Genomic DNA, 26,952 nt, shown 5'->3' on the forward strand with positions numbered 1-26,952 from the left:
TTCGGATAAGGGTTTAGTGACAAGATACACTATGTCGTAAGGGAATGCTCAAAGCCCTTACATATGATTGGCAAGCTTAACCGCACCATCGAATATATCTCAAGAAGCTGGTCTTTCTGCTGATATTCAGCTTAAAAATCTGCACAGGTTTTTAACAATAATTGGATATTGGCAATGAGAACGATCAAGTGTCTTAAGGGCATTTGGTGAATGCCTTGGCATGCACAGGCGATGAAGGACGTGATACGCTGCGATAAGCTACGGGGAGGTGCGAATAACCTTTGATCCGTAGATCTCCGAATGGGGGAACCCACCTTTGATGGCTAGAAAAGTTAAGTTGTTCAGTAATGGACTGCTTAGGTTTCTAGCTATCTTTAAAAAGGTATCTACATCTGAATAAAATAGGGTGTAAGAAGCGAACGCAGGGAACTGAAACATCTAAGTACCTGTAGGAAAGGACATCAAACGAGACTCCGTTAGTAGTGGCGAGCGAACGCGGACCAGGCCAGTGGCTTAAATGAGAAAAGTGGAATAAGTTGGAAAGCTTAACCAAAGTGGGTGATAGTCCCGTACACGCAAATTGATTTTAAGTCCTAGAGTAGGGCGGGACACGTGAAATCCTGTCTGAACATGGGTAGACCACTATCCAAGCCTAAGTACTCGTGCATGACCGATAGTGAACCAGTACCGTGAGGGAAAGGTGAAAAGCACCCCGACGAGGGGAGTGAAATAGATCCTGAAACCGAATGCCTACAAACAGTCGGAGCCCAAGATTAGTTCTGGGTGACGGCGTACCTTTTGTATAATGGGTCAGCGACTTAGTCTGACGAGCAAGCTTAAACCGTTAGGTGTAGGCGTAGCGAAAGCGAGTCTGAACAGGGCGTTCAGTTCGTCGGATTAGACCCGAAACCGAGTGATCTAGCCATGAGCAGGCTGAAGGTAAGGTAACACTTACTGGAGGGCCGAACCCATATCTGTTGCAATAGATCGGGATGACTTGTGGCTAGGGGTGAAAGGCCAATCAAACTCGGAAATAGCTGGTTCTCCGCGAAATCTATTTAGGTAGAGCGTTAGTTGTATTCTCCAGGGGGTAGAGCACTGGATGGGCTAGGGGTCCTCACCGGATTACCAAACCTAACCAAACTCCGAATACCTGGAAGAACTGACTAGCAGACACACGGCGGGTGCTAACGTCCGTCGTGGAGAGGGAAACAACCCTGACCACCATCTAAGGTCCCCAAGTTATGGCTAAGTGGGAAAGGATGTGAGGATCCCAAAACAACCAGGATGTTGGCTTAGAAGCAGCCATCATTTAAAGAAAGCGTAACAGCTCACTGGTCTAAATAAGGGTCTTTGCGCCGAAAATGTAACGGGGCTAAAGCCATACACCGAAGATGTGGATTTACACGTAAGTGTAAGTGGTAGCGGAGCGTTCCATAAGCCTGTGAAGGGATACCCGTGAGGGATCCTGGAGGTATTGGAAGTGAGAATGCTGACATGAGTAACGATAAAGGGAGTGAGAGACTCCCTCGCCGAAAGTCCAAGGGTTCCTGCTTAAAGTTAATCTGAGCAGGGTGAGCCGGCCCCTAAGACGAGGCCGAAAGGCGTAGTCGATGGGAACCACGTTAATATTCGTGGGCCTGTGGGAAGTGACGGATTGCGTAAATTGTATCATCTTATTGGATTGATGATGCAGTGAAGCAGTTCCAGGAAATAGCTCCCACATTATAGACCGTACCCGAAACCGACACAGGTGGACCGGTAGAGAATACCAAGGCGCTTGAGAGAACTATGTTGAAGGAACTCGGCAAATTGCACGCGTAACTTCGGAAGAAGCGTGACCCTTTAGCGGGCAACCGTTAGGGGGTGGCACAGACCAGGGGGTAGCGACTGTTTACCAAAAACACAGGGCTCTGCGAAGTCGCAAGACGACGTATAGGGTCTGACGCCTGCCCGGTGCTGGAAGGTTAAGAGGAGATGTGCAAGCATTGAATTGAAGCCCCAGTAAACGGCGGCCGTAACTATAACGGTCCTAAGGTAGCGAAATTCCTTGTCGGGTAAGTTCCGACCTGCACGAATGGCGTAACGACTTCCCCGCTGTCTCCAACATAGACTCAGTGAAATTGAATTCCCCGTGAAGATGCGGGGTTCCTGCGGTTAGACGGAAAGACCCCGTGCACCTTTACTATAGCTTTACACTGGCATTCGTGTCGACATGTGTAGGATAGGTGGTAGACTTTGAAGCAGTGGCGCCAGCCATTGTGGAGTCTTCCTTGAAATACCACCCTTATCTACATGGATGTCTAACTGCGTTCCGTTATCCGGAACCAGGACCGTGTATGGTGGGTAGTTTGACTGGGGCGGTCGCCTCCTAAAGAGTAACGGAGGCGCGCGATGGTGGGCTCAGAACGGTCGGAAATCGTTCGCTGAGTGCAATGGCATAAGCCTGCCTGACTGTAAGACTGACAAGTCGAGCAGAGTCGAAAGACGGTCATAGTGATCCGGTGGTCCCGTGTGGAAGGGCCATCGCTCAACGGATAAAAGGTACGCCGGGGATAACAGGCTGATGACCCCCAAGAGTCCATATCGACGGGGTTGTTTGGCACCTCGATGTCGACTCATCGCATCCTGGGGCTGGAGCAGGTCCCAAGGGTATGGCTGTTCGCCATTTAAAGCGGTACGTGAGTTGGGTTCAGAACGTCGTGAGACAGTTCGGTCCCTATCTGCCGTGGGTGTAGGAATATTGATAGGATCTGTCCCTAGTACGAGAGGACCGGGATGGACGTATCTCTGGTGGACCTGTTGTGGCGCCAGCCGCATAGCAGGGTAGCTATATACGGAAGGGATAACCGCTGAAGGCATCTAAGCGGGAAACCCACCTAAAAACGAGTATTCCCATGAGAACCGTGGAAGACGACCACGTTGATAGGTCAGGTGTGGAAGTGTGGTAACACATGAAGCTTACTGATACTAATCGTTCAATCGGCTTGATCGTTCCCATTACCTATATCCAGTTAATAAAACAGCAGAAAATCAAAACCAGCTTCAATTTGTTCATGCCTTTCGCCGACCTGGTGGTTATGGCGGAGCGGCTGCACCCGATCCCATTTCGAACTCGGCCGTGAAACGCTCCAGCGCCAATGGTACTTTGTCTTAAGACACGGGAGAGTAGGTCGCTGCCAGGTCTGCAAAATGCATGAATGAATATAATCTCTTCACCATCAAAACTCCGTATTTATTCTTATCTGATCTTCCTTAAATAACCGTTCTAAACGCTTAATCAGATAAGGTCCTTTGCTCGAGCAACATCATTACTTCAAGCAAAGTCTATAGGTGACGCGGGGTGGAGCAGCCCGGTAGCTCGTCAGGCTCATAACCTGAAGGTCGTAGGTTCAAATCCTGCCCCCGCAACCAAATCCCCAGCAAAAATTTATAAACAGTGTTAAAACCTATTGTAATAACCGCCTCAGAGCGGTCTTTGGCGTTTATACATATAGGGTTACACTCGCTTAACTAGCGAAAAGATCCTATCTGCACTCGAAAAGCCTAAATACCCCCGCCAAAAACAAACATAACATCATCGTCGTCCGTCAAAATCAGCTCCGCTCAACAAAATCCAATCAAATTAGAAACAGCATATATCATAGCCCCAAAAGAAGCGGTCTGGCGGTCCTTGGCGTATTCTTACAAGGCGCTTGAAATCTTGCTGCGTTGCCGAAGATTAATACAACAAGTCAAAATATTAAATGACTGCCACATGGCCTATTATTGCCTATTAAGGTCAATTTTCAGGCTAGCTTGACGGGGAGACGACAGAGTGGCATGAGAACGGTCATCTTAATAGTAAAATGAATTTCGTTCGAGGGCTATCTATATTAGGTGATCGGATCACATGGTATTCTAATGGAGTTATGGAGAAATGTGAGAAAGTAGCTTATGGCACCGTATTAGCTATTAAGGAATGGGATGAAAAAGGAAATCTTATAAATAACTACTCGTTAGATACTAACTCTTCTAGATTTGACAGTGCTATCAAAAATCGTAAATACCACATAGATAAAGTAAAGAGAGGATTGGTAGATGCAGATTCACTTTCTCCATGGACTTGCATATTAGATCTTTCTTAAGTTTAATAGAATTCATGGTTTGCCTTACAGGATGATCTGATGCAGGTATAGTCTCTGGTAGTCGGTGGTGTGGGGCGAGCTTTAATATACAGCCACAAGCGATTGGCAATGAAATCTTTTGCCTGATAGATACAAACAACAGCTTAACATCATTTTGTGTCCTCAAACATGCGCCTATCATCTCGCCATTATCAGTTAATGGCAATTGCACCCAGGTATTCTATCGAGAGCATCATAAAGTCCAATAAGATGATTTTTGCACAACCTATTGGCGGCTTATCAAATAGATGGGAGTTCATGCATGAAAGATAGTCGGGTATATATTGATACTCGAATTTTGTTCCAACGATGCATTTTTTTCTAAAAGTTCCAGTGTATTAACATCAATTTTAATAGCCTCAGCTAGAACTCAACAAGGTAACTCATCATAAGCTGCATCGACACCAAAAACTATTTCAGTTGTCTAGACGCAATTCTTGGTAATGTTTTTTTGAGATAGTTTTTAATGCGTTAGACTGATGATATCCTTTATAATGGATTAATATTGGTTTTATCGCTAGGCTGATAGCGGATGACGTCAGCTCATGAATGAGATGCTTTTTGCTCAATTGTGTTTGATTGAACTTCGCGCTGAACAATCAACTATCTCAGCTATAAATGGTTAATTGGTAAAGACGACTAAATAGCCGGTTATTTTTGGTAATGATGGAGGCAAAAGAATAAGAATGTAAGTGGCATATTTTGACGCTAACTAGATTTTCGATCTGATATTGCGTCAAGTCGCACTATCCAATTTACGAATAGCCCTTGTAAAAATTTATGGCGTTATACATTGTCGTTTAGTGCTCTCAGGGTCAATATTTGCTCACAGCGTCCAAAGGGGCCGTAAACATCGTGTAGAATTGAGCTGCTTAACCCAATACCATCTTCACCATATTGTTGTACAGATTGCAGCCCTAACCAGCGCCCCTTGGGCAGACGATACATATGCAATTGTAAATCAAGATTAGGAAAAGCAAAAGCAAAGGGCTTATCTTGGCGTGGTGAAGTGCCATTGGCCATATCAATGAGACCGACCAAATGAACAAAGTCGCTGGTTGGTTGATTATCAAGACAATTTAAGGGTGTATTAATCCATATGAGGCCTTTGCCTTTGCGATTAGCCTTATCTCGTCGAGCTATAAGGCTTTTGATAAAGCCGCCTAACCAATTGTCAATATCCGGCCAAGGCTCACATTGCTCCGGACTATGAACTGGCTTATCCTCGATCCCAGCAACAGAACCAGTTTTGGTTTTTGCCATGCGCCATGTATGCGCAACAATGCAAGTTTTGCCAGCAGCTTCTAAATGTTGTTCAATTAATTCTATTGTCTTACCTGGCCGTATCAAACGAGTGGTAATTGAAAAATCGGTAAGACTAATTTTGCCCCAAATATCAAAGCTTATGCGTCCAATACGCATATCAAAACGCGGCATAAAACATTCAAGCTCACGGGCAATAATACCACTTGCGGCCGCCATGTGTTGCTCATCTTTATTCCATGCCCCTTGCGCATGGATTGTTGGAGAGAAATGGCTAATTCTTGTACCATCTTCACTGGTGGTTTCACTTAATAAATTATAATAACAGGTCATGCTGCAATATCAATTTCTAACAATTTCCAACCGAAAAGGGCCAAACGCAATGTTTGACCCCAGTTTTACACTTATAAAAAGCGTCTATAATCAATCAGCTAAAACTGCGCGGATACGATCAATATATTTATGGCCAAAGCTAAGGTTATTTTCCGAAACCGATTGGCTTTCATCAAAGAATTGTTCTTCACCTTGAGCTGATGCCGCAGATAATGCTGCTGACAGCGCCATAGAGCCTACAACATAATCATGGGCAGAGATAGAATATTTGCGTAACAGTGCCATTAGTTCCGGGCGACCGCTAATCGCCTGCGTCATACCGCTAATAGATGTATCATCATCGCCTGTACCAGGTGGATTTGATTCAAGCGGCAATGCTTGAAATTCCGCGCGCACTTTTTCCATCCTGTTTAAAAAATCTTCAGTTAATGGATAGGTCGCAACTTCTTTGGCATTTTCTTCGCGAGTGAGTGCAAATGACGTATCATCACCTTTTGGCGCATTTTGGGCAAAACCAAATGTCGGCACTATGAGTAAACCTAAAATAGCCAGAATGCCTCTTTTTATTTTCATTTAAAATTGTCCTTTAACCTACGAATTTGTGTAAATACTGTAATATCATCAGCGCCATCGAGATTGAGATTAGCACGAATCTCACTGTTATTACAGCGCAAGAATGGGTTGGTTGCCTTTTCTTGACCAATTGTGGTTGGTAATGTTGGCAAATTCTGGGCCCGCAGCGTATCAACTATGATCATGCGTTGCTGTAAGGCATGATTCCCTCCATCAATCGACAAAGCAAAGCGACCATTAGCTTGCGTATATTCATGGCCGCAATAAATGAGCGTTTCATCTGGCAATTGTGCTAATTTTTGTAGTGATGCATGCATCTGGCTGGGAGAGCCTTCAAATAAACGACCGCAGCCAAGCGAAAATAGCGTGTCGCCGGTAAATAATAATTGGTCCAATGGCAAATAATAGGACAGTGCTCCACTGGTGTGACCGGGCGTCGATAGCGGCATAACGCGGCTGTTGCCAAAGCTAAAATTATCCCCCTCGCTAATCGCCTTATCTAGCCCACCAATTTGCAACTGCTCGGCCTTAGGGCCAATAACCAATGCACCCGTTGCCGCCTTTAATTTTTCGATTCCGACAATGTGATCACTGTGGTGATGCGTAATAAATAGATAATCAAGTGTCCAATTCTTTTTACGTAATACCGTCAAAATAGTATCAGCATCGGGCGCATCAATCGCAGCAGTCTTACCGCTACTTTCCTCATGCAAAATAACGCCAAAATTATCGCTACGACACATAAATTGCTCAATTTGCATAATTTGCTCCATTTGTTATCGTGCCAAGGTTCCATGGCGGCGCGTAAAGCTAGATCATTGAAGGTAAATGCGGCAGTACTTTGCCCTTATATCATTTTTAAAGCCCCGTGCTAAAGGTTTTAATATCCTTAAGGAGCCAAGTTAGTGTTAACTTTATTACTTGGTGATTGGTAAGGATAGCCCACAAGCGGTATTCGTTACCAATTTTAGTATCAAATAGACATTAAAAACATTAGATGCGCTTTAAATAACATCTACATTATCAAACATGACCGCATTGGCTATAAGTTTATCTTAAAAATTCGCTACAAAGTGAATGAATCGATTTATAGCATTTTGTGCAAAAAAAAACTGAATTTTGAGAAATTTTAAAAATCCATCAGTGTATTTTTCTAAAATTAGAGGATTCTATATATATTATCCTATTATTATAATAGAAATACGGTTTTTATTTTAATTTATATTAAAGTATTAACGAAATAGTTATTTTAAAATAACTTATTGTTTTTAAATATTTTTTTTAAAAAAAGTCTCGTAGTTAGGATATAGCTAAACAGATTTGCCCCCGCTTACTTATTTTGTACGCAAGCTCAAATTACCATATGTTTTATTAAATTATAATATAGCGATGTAATATATATTGTATTTATAAAATTATAATTTAGAAAAACAAAATATAAAAATAGGTGCAACTAATTGATTTTGTGGTGTTTATTTTTGTAGTATTTTTATTATTTTTTGATTAAGTTATTATATAATTAAATTATTATATAAAATTTATTAAATATATAAAATTTGAAAAACATAACGATCTAATATTTGAAATAATATTTAAATTGACAACATATATATTATGAAACTACAAATGTAATTGTACACAGCAAGATATATACATTCGAAATATTATCTTATTTAGATTTAAACATTACGCATGAGAATTCAAATTCAATTTCTCAAGTTGAAAACGAAAGGTTGCTAACATGGCTAAAGGTCTTACAAAGTCTATCCGTGAAATCGTCACAAAATATGGCTTAAAATATTTCGATGGTAGTAATAATGATGATGTTCTTACCGTACAAAAAAATATTGAAAGCAAATCTAATTCTGCAATCGGCATTAATTTAGGTAATGGCGATGATATATTGAGAGTTAATGGTTCAATTAAAGCTCAAGGCAAAAATACTATTCTTGGTGGCGATGGCGATAAAGAAATCAATGTTCGCAAAGGTCTTGAAGCAGAAAAAGGCGGCGAAAATCGCTTTACCTTTGGTGAGGGTACTCACATCTTGACCTTTGGCTCAGATATTAAAGCAGACTCAGGTTCAACCAACCGTATCGCTGCAGGTGAAGGCGATAGCGTCGTCAATGTTAAAGGTGATCTTGAAAGTAAGGGTTTAAATGAAATCTTACTTGGCTACGGCACACATCAGATTAACATTGAAGGCATTGAAGCTGAAAAAGGTGGTGTAAATCGCTTAACAGCTGAAGGTCAAACTGAGCTTTACATTAAAGACAGCATCAAGGCTAAAAGTGGTACCAATGAAATTACCACTGGTGAAGGCAATGACCACATCGTTATTGGCGATAAGATGTCGGCTAAAAATGGCGGTGTAAACCGTATCTCAACGGGTGATGGCGATGATGTTGTTCATATTAAAGATGGTGCTGAAGCCGATCGCTCAAGCCACAATTATTTAGATACTGGCGCAGGTAATGATACTATTATTCTTGATGATGGTGTGAATGTTGGTGGCCTTACCATTGATGCTGGCGATGGTTATGATGTTTTGGTGTTAAATTCCAATTATAACTGGTCTTTCCAACTAGACTATCGCAACTGGTTAACTGACCTTCAGCAAAGTGGTGAGCTTGCTTCGACCAATCTTGAAGAAATTCAAGCTAATATTGGCTATCGCGCTTCAGTTTCTAGCATTGATTGGCTAACTCAGCTTATTAATGATTATAATGCGGAAGCAGGCCATGATGACATTAACTTGACAGTTAATCTTGATAGTGCTGGCCGTGTTATCAACTTTGATAGCCTATTTACCAGTGCTGATGAAAGTGCAATCACTGGCATTAGCCTAACTGGTGGCCGTGCCAATACTTTGAAAATCGGTTCTGATATTCAAAGTTCTGGCTATGACAATGACAGCTTGCACATCACAGGTGATGGCAATGACACTGTACAGCTTGCATCTAACTGGCACTTGAGTGAAAGTAATTACACAGCTGAATCTGGCGTTATTTATAATGTTTATAATAATGGTGCCAATGAAGAAATCTTCGTACAAGCAAGTATGAATGTTGCTTATGGCTGATAATTACAACAAGTAAAGCCCCCCGATAGGCCCGCATCTTATGAGTGCGGGCCTTTTTGTGTTTGTTAGATAAATCACATATTTATTGGTAATATAGTTCGTAGCATTATTGTATAATGCAGAAAATTTTAATTAGAGCGTTTTCCGAAAAGTGTGAAGCGGTTTTCGGACAAAAAACGCGGTGTAAACAATGGATTAGAGCGCCGATCTGATCCAGTCAGATCGAAAAGCGCTCTAAAGTCCTTTTTCTATTAATAAAAACGTAACTCATCGTTTTAAAAATTATTACTTTATTAAAATGTAATTTTCCAGCTGGCATGAGCTCCATGGTCTTTAATGTCACTCGCTACTTGACCGCGATAGCCTAAGGTTATTTGATTATGTGGTGTAACTTGCCAAGTAAAGCCAGCACCAATTAATGCAGAGTTTTTAGCAATTGGTGTGCCTTCAACACTAAATTTATGACTACCAAGCGCAAAGCGGTTTTCAACGCGGCCATCAATATCACCAAAGGCATGGCTCCAACCAATATCACCATAAAGGGAGATTGGTACATGCTTACCTAATTTGAAGTTGCCGCGTAAGCCAAGAGTTGTAAAACTTGTATTGGTGGTGTTGCTATCACTGAATAATGAAGCATAGCTGGCGCTCTCACTAATATCCTCAAGGTTTAGCCAGATATGGGCGATATTGGCATAAGGAGAAATTACCGCCCCTTCATTTAGATGAAAATCATGGCTAGCTTCACCAAATATCTGCATTTGCCAACCATTGAAGCTAGCATTGGCAGTGCTTTCAAGCCCATGAATTGAAATTTTTCGCTCGGTTTCATTATCCAAATGGCTATAAGCGATACCGCCGCGCAATTTAATTCCGCTAATTTCACTCGCCACATAAGCACCAAGATGTAAAGCATCAACATTAAATCTTGAGCTATAGCGACCATCTATTTCAGATCGTTCATAACCAAAAACAATACCGGCAAATGCTTTATCGGTAAGTGCGCCATCAAGACCTAATGCAATGCCCCAGCCATCATTATTAATTTTGCCAGCATTATTGGTTGATGGCAATTTACCACCATGGCCCCAAGTGGCAAACCAAAGCGGCTCTGTTGTTGGCATTGCACTATCTGACAACATTCGTTGGTTGATTTGGTCGCGTAAGTGGTGGCTATTTTGCAAAAGTGCTGAGCGAGCAGAACCAAATATTTCACCTGAAAGCTGGTCAAAGGCTGGATTTGCATTATCGCGGCTTAAATTTAATACAGCTTCATAAACAGGGGTTTGTAAATCCAGTGTCTCTATAGCTTTGGCTGTTGAACATTGGTTACTTGTTGCGCCGGCAAAACACAATGCAATATCATTACGCGCCATTTGGAGAACAAGGCTATTGTCGTTAAAAACTAGGTTTGGTGTTAAAAATGCAAGATTGCTAGCGATTGCATCAAAGCCATTCACACCATTTTTGGTAATACCGTTTTGCGCCGTCATAATAGTGTAATTCGTGTTAGCACGATAAAACCCATTTCCGGCAAATATATTAAGATTGCCGCCATTAATGGTTATACCGCCACTTGCAGCGAGCAAGTCACTATTGCCCATATTATCCACTTCAACATTATAATGAGAGCCGGTCGCAAAAGTTACATTTTGAACATATAAAGTGCCAATTGACTGTCCTGGAGCAAGTATTGCACCTTGAGCGACATAGATATTACCAGTTTGGCCCGTGCCGCCTAGGGTCGTGCCGGCGTTAATTGTAATATCCCCAAGCAAGGATCCATTGACAATTAGGCTACCACCATTAATTTGCGTGCCAGTATTAAAAATATTGTTTCCATTTAATATTAACCTACCGCCGTCAAGCTTTTGTAATTGCCCTTCACCTTGCAAATCATTATCAATATTTGCAGTGCCATCAGAAACACGGATAATATTTTGATTGCCACTTAATTGTAGCATATCACCGCTTAATCGATAACCATCGCTAGCAAATTGTAAGCCGCTAGCGCTGACTGGGCCATTATTAGCATTGATTGCAACTTGGCCAGCCTTACCGGTGAAAACTGCAAAAGCATCTTTTTCAAAACTGCCATTTTGCGCGCCATTAGCAGATGTCCAAGGGGTGGCGCCATTGGGTGCCATTTGCCAAATACCAGATCCGCCAGTAATGACACTATCATTGACTATGCCTTCACCATCCCAAAAGTTTAACTGCGTCCCATAGCTGTTGACAAGATTAACTTCACCTTTAACAGCTGTTTGGACATGGGTTTGCGATTGTTGCGGCATGGTACCAATAAGCAAGCCATTATCGCTTAAAGATCCACTGTAATTAAAAATTCGGTAGATACCGGGAGCAAAATTACCATTTTCAGTGACATTAATTGTGCCTGCAAGGGTTAGATCACCATTAACGCTCACAAGATCATTATTGGTACCACCAGCAATATTCACTTCTCCAAATCGATAATTAAGATGAACACCATCATTTAGAGTTAAATTGCCATTAATCACCAATGTACCGGCATTATTAGTAGTGCCCGGCCGCAAAATTGCACCATTATTCATCACCACATTGCCGGTACTGCCAGTTCCACTTAGAATGCCACTATTATTGACAAGAAGATCAGAGGATAATTGACCAAGCACTGCCAATTCTCCACCATTAATATTTGACTGCGTTGTTAGGTTGTTTTGACCGTTTAAAATAAGTTGCCCACCATTTAAGGTGAAGCCACCAAAGCTATTTTGGCCACTTAAGACCAAAGTGCCATCGCCATTTTTGGTTAAATGACCATCACCATCAATATTATTTTTCCAGATATCGAAAGCACCAAAGCCAGAAATATCATTGGCAGTATTGATATTTTGATTGATTGTCATATCCCGATAAAGGTGAGCTGGACCATTATAAGCAGCGGGTAGGTTGATAAGGCCCCAATAGGACATATCATTGCCTTGTTCAATTGACCAACCAGCAAGAGAATCTTCAGGATATGCTGTACTTGCCAGAATATCGCGCCAATCTTCTGGATTTAAATAGGGAAAACGCAAACGCAACAGATAGCCAGTTTGCATGTTGAATTTTTGAGGATCAAAATAGCTATTATCATTGCTTTGGCGGCTACCATAATAGCCAATACTAAAATTATCAGCTGCATGGCTATCATAAACAGGTCTTGCTTGTTGCTCCAAGCATTGGCGCATATCAAGCTCGCATAAAGGATCCATAGATTGGCGTAAAGCTTTGGCATTTTCTACTATCTCAGCAGTAATATCATCGTCAGCCAAAAGATTAGATAATGTATAATAGGTGCCTATGCGCGATGCGATTGTGTCGGTTGGAAAATGTGCATTCACAATAACCCGACTTTCACCAAATTGTAGTGCTCTTGAAAATAACTCATCACCTCGTTCTGGAAAAAGCAGACTAAGGGCAATGGCTTGGCGATAGCCTTTCCATGTGTGGCCACTTGGATAGGAAGATCCGGTTATTTGCCAATAATTCTCGTTATAATTTCCATCCGCATCCAATACTTGATACGGGCGACCTCTTAAATATTTATCTTTTAAAATAAAATCTAATGATCGGATCCGCGCCGCATTTGTGTCTAGCGCATAGGTGGCATTATAAATATAGCTATAAGCGTTTTTATAGTAAAGATTGGCGGCTAAACTACGATCAGCCGCATAATCACCCAACGCACTTTTTGAAAAAGTTGATAATAAATATGCGGTTGTTTCACTTCGGTCAGCCAATGCTAAATCTTTTCGCTCACCGGTGATAGATGTATATAAAATACTGGCAAGCCGATCTTGTTCTGCCGCTAAGCTTGCGGGCGCAGGATAGGCTCCAATAACTTTTTCGTCTAATGTTGTGTACCATTGATTGCGGTTTGCGTTTATTTTTTCAATAGCAGTTTGCTCGGCGGCCAAAACATTGCTTGATAACAAAGATGTCGATAACAGCGCGAGAACGATGGCGGATTTTTTCATGATCATTTCCTGCAAAGGCGTTTCGTAACAATTGAAAAGAAAATCTCGAATATTTTTTCAGATAATACGTTATTAGTCCGTGCTCAGTAAAAGAGCAGCGTTACACTGAGATGAAACTTGCATTACAGTTTGGTTGAATGCACATATAAGAAAGTTAGGTATAGCGAATATTCACGACAATATGATTTCACATTAGCCTAAATCGCCATAACTTTGCCGTGCGATTCAATAAGGAAATAGATAAGCTTAAGCCCTTGGATATTTCATAATGACAAATAATACCGCGACACCTCTTAGCAAAGACGATGACAGCCTTAAAAATACAGCCTCTTCTAGCCAATACCGCCGATTAAAGCGCTATTTGGGGCTTTTGGCGGGATTAGCCATTGCCTTCATTTCGCTTTATGCCTTTTGGCATCTTGCTTCATCAACCCCGCGTCATGAAACGTGGAATGCGTTGCATAATATTGATAGCAAAAATATTATGCTTGCCATTTTCTTTATGATCATAAGCTATTGTGGCATTGCCCTTTATGACGTGATTGCGGTTCATATTATTGCACCTTCTAAAATCCCTCTACCGCTTGCAGCCGTTACCAGTGCAGCAGGCTATGCTGTATCCAATGCCCTTGGTTTTTCCTTTGTAACTGGCGGTGCTTTGCGCTATCGTCTTTATGCGCAGGAAAAAATCAATATCGCTGATATTACCCGTATTACCAGCATGTCATGGATTTCCATGTGGCTAGCGCTCATGGTTATTTTAGCTTTTGCCTTAATCCTTGATCCGATTGGTTTTCCCCACTTACTTGCCTTTATGTCGGGTTTAGAGCGCCCAATCGGCATTTTATTGCTCATTGTGCTCGCCGCATTGTTATTTTGGCTGCGCAAAGGCGCACGTGTATTAAGAATAAAATCGTTGTCGCTGCCCTTGCCTGACGCCAAAAATGCCATTTTCCAAATGATAGCGGGACTGATTGATTTAATTAGTGCAGCCGCAACGCTTTATATTTTTATGCCAGCAGATTTAAATATAGGCTTTGCTGCTTTTACTGTCATTTATGCTTTGGCCGTAGTTATTGGTGTTTTTAGCCATTCTCCAGGAGGTCTTGGTGCTTTTGAAGCAATCATTATTGCTGGCCTTGGCATGCCAAGTGATGGCGAAGTTTTAGCCGCCCTTGTGCTTTATCGGCTTGTTTATACCGTATTGCCATTAATCCTTGCAGCTTTTGGTGTGGCATTATGGGAAATAATACGCCAACGCAAAAAAATGACCAGTAAAGCTGCCTTGGTTGCAAGAATTATTGAGCCATTCATTCCGATATTATCAGCAGCCCTTACCTTTTTGGCAGGCGTTGTCATGCTCATTTCTGTGGTGACACCGGGGCGAAAAATAAGACTGGATGTTTTGTCCGATATATTGCCGATGATTTTTATTGAGACGTCAAATCTTGCCGCAAGTCTTGTCGCGATTATCTTGCTTATTGTTTCTTATGGCCTTGCCAAACGTCTTGCCAATGCTTGGTTGGTTACCATGTGCCTTTTAGCTGCTGGCGCAGTATTTTGTTTAACCAAGGGTTTGGATTTTGAAGAGGCACTTATTCTTTGCGTATTTGCTTGGCTTTTATGGCAATTTCGCCATTCCTTTTACCGCCGGCCATTAGATAGTAGTTTTTCAATCAGCTGGGGTTGGCTTACCAGTGTTATTACCTGTATAGGTGCGGCGCTTTGGCTTGGCTTTTTTGTTTATCGCCATGTTGAATATTCCAATAACCTATGGTGGGATTTCGCATGGAACGCCAATGCACCGCGTTTTCTACGCGCTAGTCTTGTGATTTTGGCCGGCATTTTTATTATTGCCCTTTATAATATTATTCATCGATCATCACGTAAAGACAATCATCATAATTATCAAATTCCTGATATTATACCCTCACTTGTTCAATCATCACCAATGTCTGATACAGCTTTGGCGTTATTAGGTGACAAACAATTTTTAATCTCTGAAAATCAAGATGGTTTCATTATGTATGACCGCTCAGGCGGCAGCCTCATTGCTCTTGGTGAACCGGTAAGTAATAATGGCGATACATTAAAATCACTTGCTTGGGATTTTCATAAAAAAGCTGACGGCGCTGCCCTCCGCACGGTTTTTTATAGTGTTGGGGTTGAAAATCTACCGCTCTATCTTGATATGGGGCTTAGTGTTTTAAAACTTGGTGAAACGGCGCGCGTTGCACTTGAAAACTTCACCCTTGAGGGGGCAAAGCGGCAGCCTTTCCGCTATGCTTATCGTAAAGCCGAGCGTGATGGATTAAAATTTGAAATTATTTCGGCAAAAGATGTAAATCTTCATTTAGATGAATTGCGCGATGTTTCGAATAGCTGGCTTGCCAAAAAATCAGGGGCAGAAAAACATTTTTCTATTGGTAATTTCAATGATGAATTTTTATGCCGTTTTGATGTTGCAGTAATGAAAAAGGACAATAAAATTGTGGCTTTTGTTAATATTTGGCAAAGCGCTCATAAAAATGAAATTACCATTGATATGATGCGCTATTATGCTAATATTTCCAATATATTAATGGAAGCGCTTTTTGCCAATTTGTTGCTTTACGGCAAAGAAAGTGGCTTTAAATGGTTTAATCTTGGGGCCGCTCCCTTATCTGGTCTTTCAACCAATCGTTTAGCCTCGCGCTGGCAGCGCATTGGATCATTTATTTATAATCGTGGCCGTGATCTTTATCATTTTGACGGTTTAAAATCATTCAAGGATAAGTTCGATCCCGTTTGGACACCTTATTATCTTATTTGCCCAGGCGGTCTTGATACAGCAAAAGTGCTTTTTGATGTTACAACCTTGATTAATGGCAACCCATTGGAGTTCATACGTAAATGACCATAAGAAGAAAAATATTCACGTCATTGATGATTATAGTGGTTGCTTTGGTAGCGGGAGCAGCCATTTATGGCTTTATGCATCAGGGTAAAATAATGCGTCTTTTAGCAGGTTGGAAAGGTGATAACGCCCCGATTGCTTTTGCAGAAGGCGAAAGACTGCAAAATATACCAGTTTTTATACCAAAAGGTGATCCTCGCGGCTTTGTCATTTTTGTTACAGATAAGGGGGACAGTTCAGCCAATGAGCAAGCTTTACAAAAATCTTTACTAGATCATAATTTAATTGTTGCCAATGTACGCTTTGATGCATGGCGCAAAGCTTTAGATGCTGAAGATGGCGAATGCATCTATTTGGTGTCCGATCTTGAAGCTTTGGCTAAAGACGTGGCACGAAGACTTGATCTTGAACAATATTTCCGTCCTGTAATTGTTGGTTTAGGCGAAGGTGGCGCCATCACTTATGCTGCAGCTTCAGACTCGCCATTAAATACTCTTGCTGGTGCGGTAAGCATTGACGCAAGTAGTGGTTCGCATACCCGTCTTCCCTCATGTACTGAAAATGCTCTTGCCACCAAAACTACTGACAATGGCTTCCAATATGGGCTTAATGTTTCCATTCCTGTTCCAGCAGTGATTATCGACAATAAAAGCCCTATCGATAATAATCCGATTGAAATTGGCGAAAGCGGTGATGTAGCCGTGCTTGCCCATGTCAGTAGTGATGCCCAGCGCATAAAACAAGCTGCCGATACAGCACTTGCTTTTGCAATTCGCGATAATGGCGACAATGCATTACCGGTAGTTGACTTACCGTCGAAACAAGCACCCAAAGCTGTGGTGATTTTCTTTTCTGGTGATGGCGGTTGGCGTGATATAGATATGCAAATTGGTGATTGGATGCAAAACCATGATGTTCATGTCGTTGGTGTTGACTCCTTACGCTATTTTTGGTCAAAAAAGACACCTGAAGAAATGGCCCATGATATTGAACAAATGATAAAAAAAGCTGATCCAACCGGTAAATTGCCCGTTAGCCTTTTTGGCTATTCTTTTGGGGCAGATGCTTTACCTTTTGCCTGGCCTTTACTTGATAGTAAAACCGCAAATCGCGTCAAAATGATAGCTTTAATGGGCGTGTCAATGAGTGCTGATTTTCAAGTATCAATTGACGGCTGGTTTGGCGGAGCAGGGGATATGCCCGTTTTGCCTGCGCTGCAAAAAATGCCAATGGATAAAACTATTTGTATCTATGGTGATGAAGAAGATGATACAGCTTGTGCAAGTAAGGATCTTGGCACAATGCAACGCATTGAACTAAAAGGCGGTCACCATTTTGACGAGGATTATGCAAGCCTTGCACAAACCTTGCATGAAAATCTCTTAAAGCGCATCAATAATTAAAAGTTAAAAGGCATTTAGCAAGCTAGCGAGATGCCTTTTAAATTAATATTAAGTGCTTAATAAGCCTTGGTCATAAATTGCAACCGCTTCTTTTAAAGCATTTATATCATTTGCGCATAATTGCCGTTTTACCGCATTAAATTTATCTACTGGCCACTCATAGATTTTCAAGGCCAAAAGCTCATTAATTATCTCTGGTGTAAAACGATGCTTAACGAATTTTGCTGGGCTACCTGCAACAATACTATAGGGCTCAACATTTTTAGTGACAACGCTATTGGCTGCAATGATCGCCCCCCTCACCAATTTTAACACCGGGTAAAAGAATAGATCGCATACCAAGCCACGCACCATCTTCAATAATAGTATCACCCTTGCGTTCATAGGATTCATTGATAAAATTAGCAAAGGGGTAAAGACAAAACCAATCTGCACGGTGGGTGTGGTTGCCACCCATTAAAATAATAACTTCAGCAGCGATGCAAACATAATCGCCAATATAAAGCTTATCAAGCTCCCAATTATTATTCCATTGACGGCTGATCTCATCGCCTTGTAAATATCGCACGCAATATTTTTCAAAGCCGCTATCCCAGCAATCACTATAATAGCTGTGGGTGCCTTTAATAATTATATTGGGATTGGTAACAACTTCATGCAATAATTGGGTTCTTGACCAGTGTTTTTCCATTAAATTACTCTTGTAAGCATCTCTATGGTTGAAATGAAACTTTGAAAATATTCTTAATAAGAAAGTGCTTCGCTTATTTTATGTTAAAGCCAAAGCATATCAAGTCATAACAGATAGCCTATTGGATTAGAGTGTTTTGTGAAAAGTGTGAAATGGTTTTGGGACAAAAAACGCGGTGCAAACAATGGAATGGGGCATCGATCTGATCTAATCAGATCGAAATGCGTTCTAAAGTATAAAAAATACTGCTATTGGCCTATTCAGATTTTGTCTGCGTTTTTTGTATTTTTCTCGGGTCGCCCTCGGCCCATTCGCGTAAATATTCTTCACTTTGCATTTCAAAGAGGCGCGATGCGGTGCGCTCAAACTCGAATGTTTCAGTCGTGTTAGAGCGTCCCTCGTAAAGCTTGTCAGCCGTAGCCGCGGCCGAGATAAAAAGCCGCGCATGATGGTCATATAGCGTATCAATAAACAAAATAAAGCGCTTGGTTTCATTGCGGCGCGTATCATCAAGTATTGGTACATTATCCATAAAAAATGTGCGATATTGTGCGGCAAGTGCCATATAGTCAAAGGCAGCAAGGGGCTTTGAACAAAGATCGAAAAATTCAAATCTTGCGCAATCCTTGGTAGCTTTTGGTATTTCCACCAAGTGGCCTCGTACTGATATTTCGTTCGCCTCTGCTTTTTCATCGCCGATGACATTTTGCCAAGCCGCATCCATTAATTTTTGCGCTTCATTGCCAAGTGGCGAAACATAAACTGGCTCACGGCCATTTTTTTCAAGGCGATAATCGGTGGGCGCATCAAGATTATAAACCTCGACCTGCTTTTTTAAAATAGCGATAAATGGCACAAATAATTGGCGATTTAAGCCATTGCGGTAAAGATTATCTGGTGCAACGTTTGAAGTTGCAATAAGGGTAACGCCCTTATCAAAAAGTGCTGTAAATAAGCGCCCTAAAATCATTGCATCGGCAATGTCGGTTACCGTAAATTCGTCAAAGCACAAGATATGGGCTTCTTTTGCCAAAGCATCGGCAACCACTGGAATTGGATCATTCTGTTTGGTTTCACCACGATTTAAAGCTTGGCGATGTTGGTTGATGCGGTCATGGACATCATTCATAAAGTCATTAAAATGGGCGCGTCTTTTATCACCTTGGGGTAAACAGGAAAAAAATAAATCCATAAGCATGGTTTTACCACGCCCAACTTCACCATAAATATAAAGGCCTTGAATTGGTTCTTGTGCGGATTTGCGTTTACCAAATAACCAGCCAAGCGGACTTGATTTGCGCGAAAGATTTTTTTCCCGCAAACGATCAATCAACTTATCAAATTCAGCCACCAGCTTAACTTGCGCGGGATCTTCATTAATTTCCCCAGATGCAATAAGTGCCTTATAGCGCTGACTAACCAAATCCATAAAATTCGACTCCACTAAGCTATTTTTGCTCACTTCAATTAACGCATTATGCGCTTTGTTATGTCAATCTATATATGAGCTAAAAAAACGTCTAAAGGCAAGTGTTTATAAGGTTTTTGTTGCAAATGGTAAACATTCGCATCTCCTCAGTAGCTTTTTTAAAAATAGTCGAAACTGGTTTTAGCGCAAAATGCCTTTGTTAATTGTTATGAGCTTTCGTTTAAAACCTACTTGGTTGGCGCAATCCGCACGGCAAGACCTTCGATGCGCTTGGCAGCTTCATCAATAAGTGTGATAAAAGCTTGTTCCTGCTGCGAAATACTGGAAGAGGTGTTTTCTTGCTCAGCAGTGAGCTGGGCATTCTGGTCTTCCAAATATTCGACACGCTTTTCAATTTCAGTCATTTCATCCATGACCATAATGCCAGCCATGACCGATAGGCGATGATCACCAATTTCGCCGAAGGATGATTTTAAATGGCTAATATAGCGATCAAGTCGGGCAGCTAGTCCCGCCAAATGCTCTTCTTGTCCCTCGTCGCATGCCATACGATAGGTTTTGCCGTCAATTGTGACCATCACTGTTGCCATGGTAATAACTTTCCTATCGCTCGATAACCGCTCTAATTGTCTCCATTGCCGTAATCAGGCGGCGGGATACGTCCTTGTTGGCTTGTTCAAGACGTTCGCCTCGCGATTCAGCCTTGTCAAGTTCTTGGGCCAAGCGCGAGCGGTCGGCATTTAGCCGTTGCACTTCTTCTTCAAACTCTTGCACGTCGCTTTGTGCTTCAATGCGAGCCTCGACGGCATTTTCAAGCATGTTAAGGGCACGCGACATATGCTCTAGCGCCTGTTCTAACGATGTGTTGACTGCCATTGGCTTTTATACCCTATCTATTAAAGCATATGGATAAAATCCATCTACCCTTTATTCTCGCTTTTATCACAATGTAATTTAAGTGATTTGCCCAATTTAAAATCACCTAAAGTTCTTTCATAATCGAATCATGCAAATTACGAAAGATGTTAATTTATTTTATTCCACTTATCTTTCAAACAAACGGCTACAATAAAGCAATTTGATTGGTTGTTGAACAATGAGTTGGTTGTTTGCCACACTATTTTCCAGACAAGGGGTTTAAGGCTTGCTTTGAAAAAATATTATAAAATAAATAGCTACCAAACAGTTATTGCAATTCAAACTGCTATTGAAGTAAGGTATATTTGTCGTTAATATTGACTTAATCACCTTAAGTGATATTTGTGGTTAAGTCTTTTTAAAAGGCGTGTTTACATCCATCCCGTCAATGCCAGATTAAGCGAAAAATAAGCTCATGACAAATTCAGAGAAACAAAACCAGATGGCTAACGCCATCCGCTTTCTTTCCATCGATGCCGTACAAAAAGCCAATTCGGGCCACCCCGGCCTACCAATGGGTGCGGCAGATATTGCCACCGTGCTTTATACCCAATTTATGTCGCATGATCCTAAAAAGCCTCATTGGCCTAATCGTGATCGCTTCGTGCTTTCAGCCGGCCATGGCTCTATGTTGCTTTATTCATTGCTTTATCTAACTGGCTATGAAGATATCACCATTGAAGAAATTAAAAATTTCCGGCAATTGGGCGCTCGCACTGCAGGGCATCCTGAATATGGTCACGCCGCTGGTATTGAAACAACGACCGGCCCATTAGGTCAAGGTATTGCCAACGCCGTTGGTATGGCTCTTGGTGAGCGTTTGATGAATGCGCGTTTTGGTGATCTTGTTGACCACTACACTTTTGCTTTGTCTGGCGATGGTTGCTTAATGGAAGGCATTTCGCAAGAAGCCATTGCTCTTGCTGGCCATTTAAAGCTCAACAAGCTTATTTTATTATGGGATGATAATAACATCACCATCGATGGTAATGTAAATGTTGCTGACAATACTGACCAGTTAGCACGTTTTGCGGCTGTTGGTTGGGATACATTCTATGTTGATGGTCATGATCAACAGGCAATTGCTGATGCTATTTCAAAAGCTAAACAATCCGATAAGCCAAGCTTTATTGCTTGCAAAACTACTATTGGTTTTGGCTCGCCTCATATGGCTGGCACCAATAAGGTGCATGGTTCACCCCTTGGCGCAGAAGAAATTGCTGCAACTCGTAAAGCTCTAAACTGGACTGCCGAACCATTTATTGTACCTGAAGATATTTTGGACAGCTGGCGTTTGTCAGGTCTTAATTCTGCTAAAAAGCATGTTGAGTGGACAAAAAAATATGAAGCGCTGGACGCCAATACTCGCGCAGAATTTGACCGCTTGATGCGTGGTGACTTGCCGGGCAATTTTGATGCGGCAATTGATGAATATAAGCAAAAGCTTGCCAATGATCAGCCTAAGGTTGCAACGCGTAAGGCGTCCGAAATGGCATTGGAGGTCATTAATGGTGTTGTGAATGAAACCATCGGTGGCTCGGCTGACTTGACTGGTTCAAACAATACTAAGACCAGCCAGACCAAAAGCATAACGCCTGATGATTTTTCTGGTCGTTATATGCATTATGGCGTGCGTGAACATGCAATGGGCGCAATCATGAATGGCTTGTCACTTTATGGTGGTATCATTCCTTATTCAGGCACATTCTTGTGCTTTGCCGATTATGCGCGCCCTGCAATGCGCCTATCATCACTTATGGGTATCCGCGTTATCTATGTAATGACACATGATTCCATCGGTCTTGGTGAAGATGGTCCAACCCATCAGCCAGTTGAGCATCTAGCTTCCTTACGCGCTATTCCAAATCACTTGGTTTTCCGTCCTGCGGATGTGACTGAGACTGTAGAATGCTGGCAATTAGCATTAAAATCCCACAAAGCGCCATCAACTATCGCGCTTACTCGTCAAAATTTGCCAAGTTTGCGTAAAGAGTTTGATAGCGACAATCTTTGTGGTCTTGGGGCCTATGAGTTGGTAACTGCAAGCGATGAAGCAAAGGTCACCATTTTTGCCAGCGGTTCGGAAGTTGAAATTGCGGTTAATGCCCGTGATGTTCTGGAAAAGCAGGGCATTGCAACCCGCGTTGTGTCTGTGCCATGTTTTGAATTGTTCGAGCAACAATCACCATCCTATCGCAAGGCTCTGATTGGTTCCGCGCCAGTTAAAATTGCGGTTGAAGCGGCTATTCGCCAAGGTTGGGACAGCTTCATTGGCAATGATGGTATCTTTATTGGTATGCATGGCTTTGGTGCCAGTGGTCCAATTGAAGAACTCTATCCGCATTTTGGCATTACCAGCGATGCTGTTGTTGCTGCTGCAAAAGAAAAGCTTCAATAATCTTATCAAGCCGGCGTTTTTTCCGCCGGCTTTTTTCTTATTCCTTATTAAAAGATATATTTTTTCAAGAATAGGTATAAATATTTGTTGCTAAAAAGAAATCGTCATTAATTGGCAAAAATTGGGCGTTAAGTTTAGATCATGCGTTCCAATGCCACAGATTAATATGGGATTATCGCTTTTAAAATTACCTTTTTTTGTATAAAATCACTATCGTATAAGTTCACTTGGTATAGGCTTAAAAAGCCATATATTTAAATTATGCCAATAATCAGGAGAATACCCATGGCAGTACGTGTAGCTATTAATGGATTTGGCCGTATCGGACGCAATGTTTTGCGTGCAATTATCGAAAGCGGTCGTACCGACATCGAAGTTGTTGCCATTAATGATCTAGGTCCAGTTGAAACAAATGCCCATCTTCTCCGTTACGATTCTGTGCATGGTCGTTTTCCTGGTACCGTGACTGTTGCCGGCGATACAATTGATGCTGGTCGTGGCCCAATCAAGGTTTATGCCGTTCGTGACCCAAAAGAACTGCCTTGGGCTGAAAATAATGTTGATATCGCCCTTGAATGCACCGGTATTTTCACCGCACGCGATAAGGCTGCTATGCATCTTGAAGCTGGTGCAAAGCGCGTTCTTGTTTCGGCTCCTGCTGATGGTGCTGATCTTACGGTTGTTTATGGTGTAAACCATGATAAGCTTACTGCCGATCATAAGGTGGTTTCTAATGCATCTTGCACCACCAACTGCTTGGCACCTGTTGCTAAAGTGTTGAATGATTCAATCGGCATTGAAAAAGGTTTTATGACCACCATCCATTCTTATACGGGTGATCAGCCAACCTTGGACACAATGCATAAGGATCTCTATCGCGCTCGCGCGGCTGCCTTGTCAATGATCCCGACTTCAACCGGTGCTGCTAAGGCTGTTGGTCTTGTCTTGCCTGAACTTAAAGGCCTGCTTGATGGCGTTGCTATTCGCGTACCAACCCCTAATGTTTCTGTAGTCGACCTTACTTTCATTGCCAAACGCGCGACATCAGTTGAAGAAATCAATGATCTTATCCGTAATGCAGCCAATGGTCAGCTTAAAGGTATTTTAGGCTTTACCGATGAAAAATTGGTAAGTCATGATTTCAATCATGATCCACATTCTTCAGTGTTCCACACCGATCAGACAAAAGTTATGGAAGGTACAATGTGCCGTATTCTTACTTGGTATGATAATGAATGGGGCTTCTCAAACCGTATGAGTGATACAGCTGTTGCTTTGGCAAAGACCATTTAATGCTGATGCGCTTATCCTTTAAGATTAGCGCGTGAATATTATAACGCCATGCATTTTCAGCTGGAAAATGTGTGGCGTTATGTTTTTTAAAGTGTTTTAGGGCGGCGTGCCCAAGCTATTGTATGCATTTGACTAAATGCAATGAGGAGAAGATAAGTGGCATTTAAAACTTTAGATGATGTTGATGTAAAATCAAAACGCGTACTCTTGCGTGTCGATTTGAATGTACCTGTAAGTGATGGCAAGGTAAGTGATGTTACCCGTATTGAGCGAGTAAAACGCACGATAACCGAACTATCTGACCATGGTGCAAAAGTGATTTTGCTTGCTCATTTTGGTCGCCCCAAGGGTAAGGTCGTTGCTGAAGATTCCTTAAAACAGATTATTTCTGCGGTAGAAGGTGTTTTAGGACAAAAAGTTGCTTTTGCCGATGATTGCATTGGCGAGCCGGCTAAAAAAGCCGTGGATGCAATGAAAGATGGCGATGTTCTTTTGCTTGAAAATACACGCTTTCATGCCGGTGAAGAAAAGAACGATCCTGAATTTGTTAAAGCTCTAGCAATAAATGGCGATATTTACGTCAATGACGCGTTTTCCGCCGCTCACCGTGCCCATGCTTCCACTGAAGGTCTTGCCCATGTCTTGCCAGCCTATGCTGGCCGCGCTATGCAGGGCGAATTGGAAGCCTTGGAAAAAGGTCTGGGGCAACCTAAAAAGCCAGTTGTTGCAATTGTTGGTGGAGCCAAGGTTTCAACCAAGATTGACCTTTTGAATAATCTTATTGATAAGGTTGATGCGCTGGTTATTGGCGGCGGTATGGCTAATACATTTTTGGCAGCCCAAGGCTATAGCGTCGCAAAATCTCTTTGCGAACATGAACTTGGTGATACAGCACGAGCCATTATGGTTAAGGCCGAAAAGCAAAATTGTGCGATTATTTTGCCAATTGATGCGGTTGTTGCAAGTCGGTTTGAAGCAAATGCTGACCATCACAATTACGGCATTGATGCAATACCAGCAGGCGGCATGATTTTGGATGCTGGCGATAATTCGATTGAGCGTATCAATGCGGTTATTGATGAAGCTTCCACCGTGGTGTGGAATGGTCCGCTTGGTGCGTTTGAATTAACACCCTTTGATCATGCAACGGTTGAAGTTGCAAAACGCGTTGCCGAGCGTACGAAACAAGGCAAGCTTGTTTCAGTGGCTGGCGGCGGAGATACGGTTTCAGCACTTAATCATGCTGGCGTTGCTGATAAGTTTACCTATATTTCAACCGCTGGCGGTGCTTTCCTTGAATGGATGGAAGGCAAGCCGCTTCCAGGTGTTATTGCGCTAGAAATATAAAGATTAAACATCAAGGCAATGCTCCTTACCAAGTTTTTTGGAAACTGGGCATTGCCTTATGAAAGCATATTTGTTCTGCCTATCATTACTAAAATCATATAGTTAACTCTTATAGGAAGCCGTGAATGAGCGAACGTATAGCAGATATTGCCAAAAAATTGGTGGCTACTGGCAAGGGGATTCTTGCGGCCGATGAAAGCAACAGCACAATTAAAAAGCGCTTTGATGCTATTCATCTTGAATCAACGGAAGAAAATCGCCGCAACTATCGCGAAATGTTATTTTCCGACAAAGATGCGATAGAAAATTATATTTCTGGTGTCATTCTTTATGATGAAACTATTCGTCAAAAGGCTTCAAACGGTCAAATGTTGACCGATCTTATCAAGGCGGCTGGATCAATTCCCGGTATCAAGGTAGATGAGGGCGCAAAGCCACTCGCACTTTTTGCCAATGAAACCATTACTGAGGGGCTGGACGGTTTACGCAATCGTTTGCAAGAATATTATCAATTGGGCGCGCGCTTTGCTAAATGGCGAGCGGTAATTGCTATTGATAGCAAAAGCCTACCGTGCCGTGGAGCAGTATTACAAAATGCACAAGCTTTGGCTCGCTATGCAGCACTTTGCCAAGAAAATAATATAGTACCAATCGTTGAGCCAGAAGTGCTCATGGATGGCGTACCAGCAGATCACTCGATTGAACGCTGCTATGATGTAACCAAATTTGTACTGCAACAAGTTTTCATCGCTTTAAATGATGCAAATATCGCCTTAGATGGCATGATATTAAAACCTAATATGGTTATTGATGGCAAAAATGCCCGCAAAGCATCGGTTGAAGAGGTTGCGCAAAAAACCGTGCAATGTCTTAAAGAAACCGTGCCAGCCAGCGTTGCCGGTATTGCGTTTTTATCAGGCGGGCAGGGTGACGTTGAGGCGACAGCCCATCTTAATGCGATGAATGCAATTGGAAATTTGCCGTGGCCGCTTAGTTTCTCTTATGGTCGCGCTTTGCAAGCAGCAGCAATTAAGGCTTGGGATGGAAAGGCGCAAAATGTGTTAGCTGGTCAAAACGCCTTTACCCACCGCGCCAAAATGAATTCCCTTGCCTCATTAGGCAAATGGAGCGAAGTGGTAGAAAATAATAATTAAGCAAA

17 protein-coding genes, 1 tRNA gene, 2 rRNA genes and 1 pseudogene are annotated in these 26,952 nt (G+C 42.0%); 11 read left to right on the top strand and 10 right to left on the bottom strand.

The window, feature by feature from the left end; genetic code table 11:
• Positions 1-182: 182 nt before the first annotated feature.
• The 4 genes and pseudogenes from N5852_RS02530 to N5852_RS14705 all read left to right on the top strand — a co-directional run.
• A 23S ribosomal RNA gene (locus tag N5852_RS02530) occupies positions 183-2,995 on the top strand.
• A gap of 75 nt (positions 2,996-3,070) precedes the next feature.
• Positions 3,071-3,185: ribosomal RNA gene (gene rrf, locus N5852_RS02535) — 5S ribosomal RNA — on the top strand.
• A 152-nt stretch (positions 3,186-3,337) separates the two neighbouring features.
• Positions 3,338-3,414: transfer RNA gene (locus tag N5852_RS02540), tRNA-Met, on the top strand.
• 386 nt (positions 3,415-3,800) lie between these two features.
• Positions 3,801-4,127 (top strand): annotated as a pseudogene (locus N5852_RS14705) (hypothetical protein); the annotation flags it as partial.
• On the opposite strand, the gene N5852_RS14710 reads toward N5852_RS14705, so the two are convergent.
• From N5852_RS14710 to gloB, 4 genes are all read right to left on the bottom strand, one after another.
• A complete protein-coding gene (locus N5852_RS14710) occupies positions 4,033-4,338 on the bottom strand; it encodes an endonuclease V (protein ID WP_410004224.1) in 306 nt (101 codons plus the stop codon). The pseudogene N5852_RS14705 and the gene N5852_RS14710 overlap by 95 nt on opposite strands.
• Before the next feature lie 614 nt (positions 4,339-4,952).
• Complete coding sequence (locus N5852_RS02545) at positions 4,953-5,762, bottom strand: thioesterase family protein (RefSeq protein ID WP_262098817.1); 810 nt, start codon at positions 5,760-5,762, stop codon at positions 4,953-4,955.
• Between the two features lie 90 nt (positions 5,763-5,852).
• Complete coding sequence (locus tag N5852_RS02550; RefSeq protein ID WP_262098818.1) at positions 5,853-6,335, bottom strand: hypothetical protein; 483 nt, start codon at positions 6,333-6,335, stop codon at positions 5,853-5,855.
• Positions 6,332-7,096, bottom strand: coding sequence for a hydroxyacylglutathione hydrolase (gene gloB, locus N5852_RS02555; protein WP_262098819.1), 765 nt, complete (start codon positions 7,094-7,096; stop codon positions 6,332-6,334). The genes N5852_RS02550 and gloB overlap by 4 nt, the downstream gene beginning before the upstream one ends.
• 980 nt (positions 7,097-8,076) lie before the next feature.
• On the opposite strand from gloB, the gene N5852_RS02560 reads away from it, so the two are divergent.
• Positions 8,077-9,417, top strand: a complete 1,341-nt coding sequence (locus tag N5852_RS02560) for a hypothetical protein (protein ID WP_262098820.1) — start codon at positions 8,077-8,079, stop codon at positions 9,415-9,417.
• A gap of 293 nt (positions 9,418-9,710) precedes the next feature.
• Here N5852_RS02560 and N5852_RS02565 read toward each other — a convergent pair whose 3' ends face one another.
• Complete coding sequence (locus tag N5852_RS02565; protein WP_262098821.1) at positions 9,711-13,418, bottom strand: autotransporter domain-containing protein; 3,708 nt, start codon at positions 13,416-13,418, stop codon at positions 9,711-9,713.
• Between the two features lie 268 nt (positions 13,419-13,686).
• Here N5852_RS02565 and mprF point away from each other — a divergent pair, with 268 nt between their 5' ends.
• Positions 13,687-16,314 carry a bifunctional lysylphosphatidylglycerol flippase/synthetase MprF gene (mprF, locus tag N5852_RS02570; RefSeq protein ID WP_262098823.1) on the top strand — a complete coding sequence of 876 codons (2,628 nt, stop codon included), beginning with the start codon at positions 13,687-13,689 and terminating at the stop codon, positions 16,312-16,314.
• Entirely contained in the window at positions 16,311-17,717 is a 1,407-nt protein-coding gene (locus N5852_RS02575) for a virulence factor family protein (protein WP_262098825.1), read from the top strand. Before mprF ends, N5852_RS02575 begins: the two co-directional genes overlap by 4 nt.
• A 48-nt stretch (positions 17,718-17,765) precedes the next feature.
• On the opposite strand, the gene N5852_RS02580 is transcribed toward N5852_RS02575, so the two are convergent.
• The 5 genes from N5852_RS02580 to N5852_RS02600 form a co-directional block, all read right to left on the bottom strand.
• Positions 17,766-18,020, bottom strand: coding sequence for an LbetaH domain-containing protein (locus N5852_RS02580; RefSeq protein ID WP_262098827.1), 255 nt, complete (start codon positions 18,018-18,020; stop codon positions 17,766-17,768).
• Positions 17,992-18,408 carry an LbetaH domain-containing protein gene (locus N5852_RS02585; protein WP_262098828.1) on the bottom strand — a complete coding sequence of 139 codons (417 nt, stop codon included), beginning with the start codon at positions 18,406-18,408 and terminating at the stop codon, positions 17,992-17,994. Before N5852_RS02585 ends, N5852_RS02580 begins: the two co-directional genes overlap by 29 nt.
• Before the next feature lie 256 nt (positions 18,409-18,664).
• Positions 18,665-19,837: a cell division protein ZapE gene (gene zapE, locus N5852_RS02590; protein ID WP_262098830.1), complete on the bottom strand. Its 1,173-nt coding sequence runs from the start codon at positions 19,835-19,837 to the stop codon at positions 18,665-18,667.
• Positions 19,838-20,064: 227 nt separating this feature from the next.
• Positions 20,065-20,427, bottom strand: a complete 363-nt coding sequence (locus N5852_RS02595; RefSeq protein WP_262098832.1) for a cell division protein ZapA — start codon at positions 20,425-20,427, stop codon at positions 20,065-20,067.
• A 13-nt stretch (positions 20,428-20,440) separates the two neighbouring features.
• A complete protein-coding gene (locus tag N5852_RS02600) occupies positions 20,441-20,713 on the bottom strand; it encodes a DUF4164 domain-containing protein (RefSeq protein WP_262098834.1) in 273 nt (90 codons plus the stop codon).
• A gap of 457 nt (positions 20,714-21,170) precedes the next feature.
• On the opposite strand from N5852_RS02600, the gene tkt reads away from it, so the two are divergent.
• The 4 genes from tkt (at position 21,171) to N5852_RS02620 (ending at position 26,947) form a co-directional block, all read left to right on the top strand.
• Positions 21,171-23,153: a transketolase gene (tkt, locus tag N5852_RS02605; RefSeq protein WP_262098835.1), complete on the top strand. Its 1,983-nt coding sequence runs from the start codon at positions 21,171-21,173 to the stop codon at positions 23,151-23,153.
• A 285-nt stretch (positions 23,154-23,438) separates the two neighbouring features.
• Positions 23,439-24,446, top strand: a complete 1,008-nt coding sequence (gene gap, locus N5852_RS02610) for a type I glyceraldehyde-3-phosphate dehydrogenase (protein ID WP_262098837.1) — start codon at positions 23,439-23,441, stop codon at positions 24,444-24,446.
• A gap of 156 nt (positions 24,447-24,602) precedes the next feature.
• Positions 24,603-25,793 carry a phosphoglycerate kinase gene (locus N5852_RS02615; RefSeq protein WP_262098839.1) on the top strand — a complete coding sequence of 397 codons (1,191 nt, stop codon included), beginning with the start codon at positions 24,603-24,605 and terminating at the stop codon, positions 25,791-25,793.
• Between the two features lie 125 nt (positions 25,794-25,918).
• Entirely contained in the window at positions 25,919-26,947 is a 1,029-nt protein-coding gene (locus tag N5852_RS02620) for a class I fructose-bisphosphate aldolase (protein WP_262098841.1), read from the top strand.
• Positions 26,948-26,952: the final 5 nt, after the last annotated feature.

It is taken from the genome of Bartonella sp. HY328, from assembly GCF_025449335.1.
In the GTDB taxonomy this organism is placed as follows: domain Bacteria; phylum Pseudomonadota; class Alphaproteobacteria; order Rhizobiales; family Rhizobiaceae; genus HY038.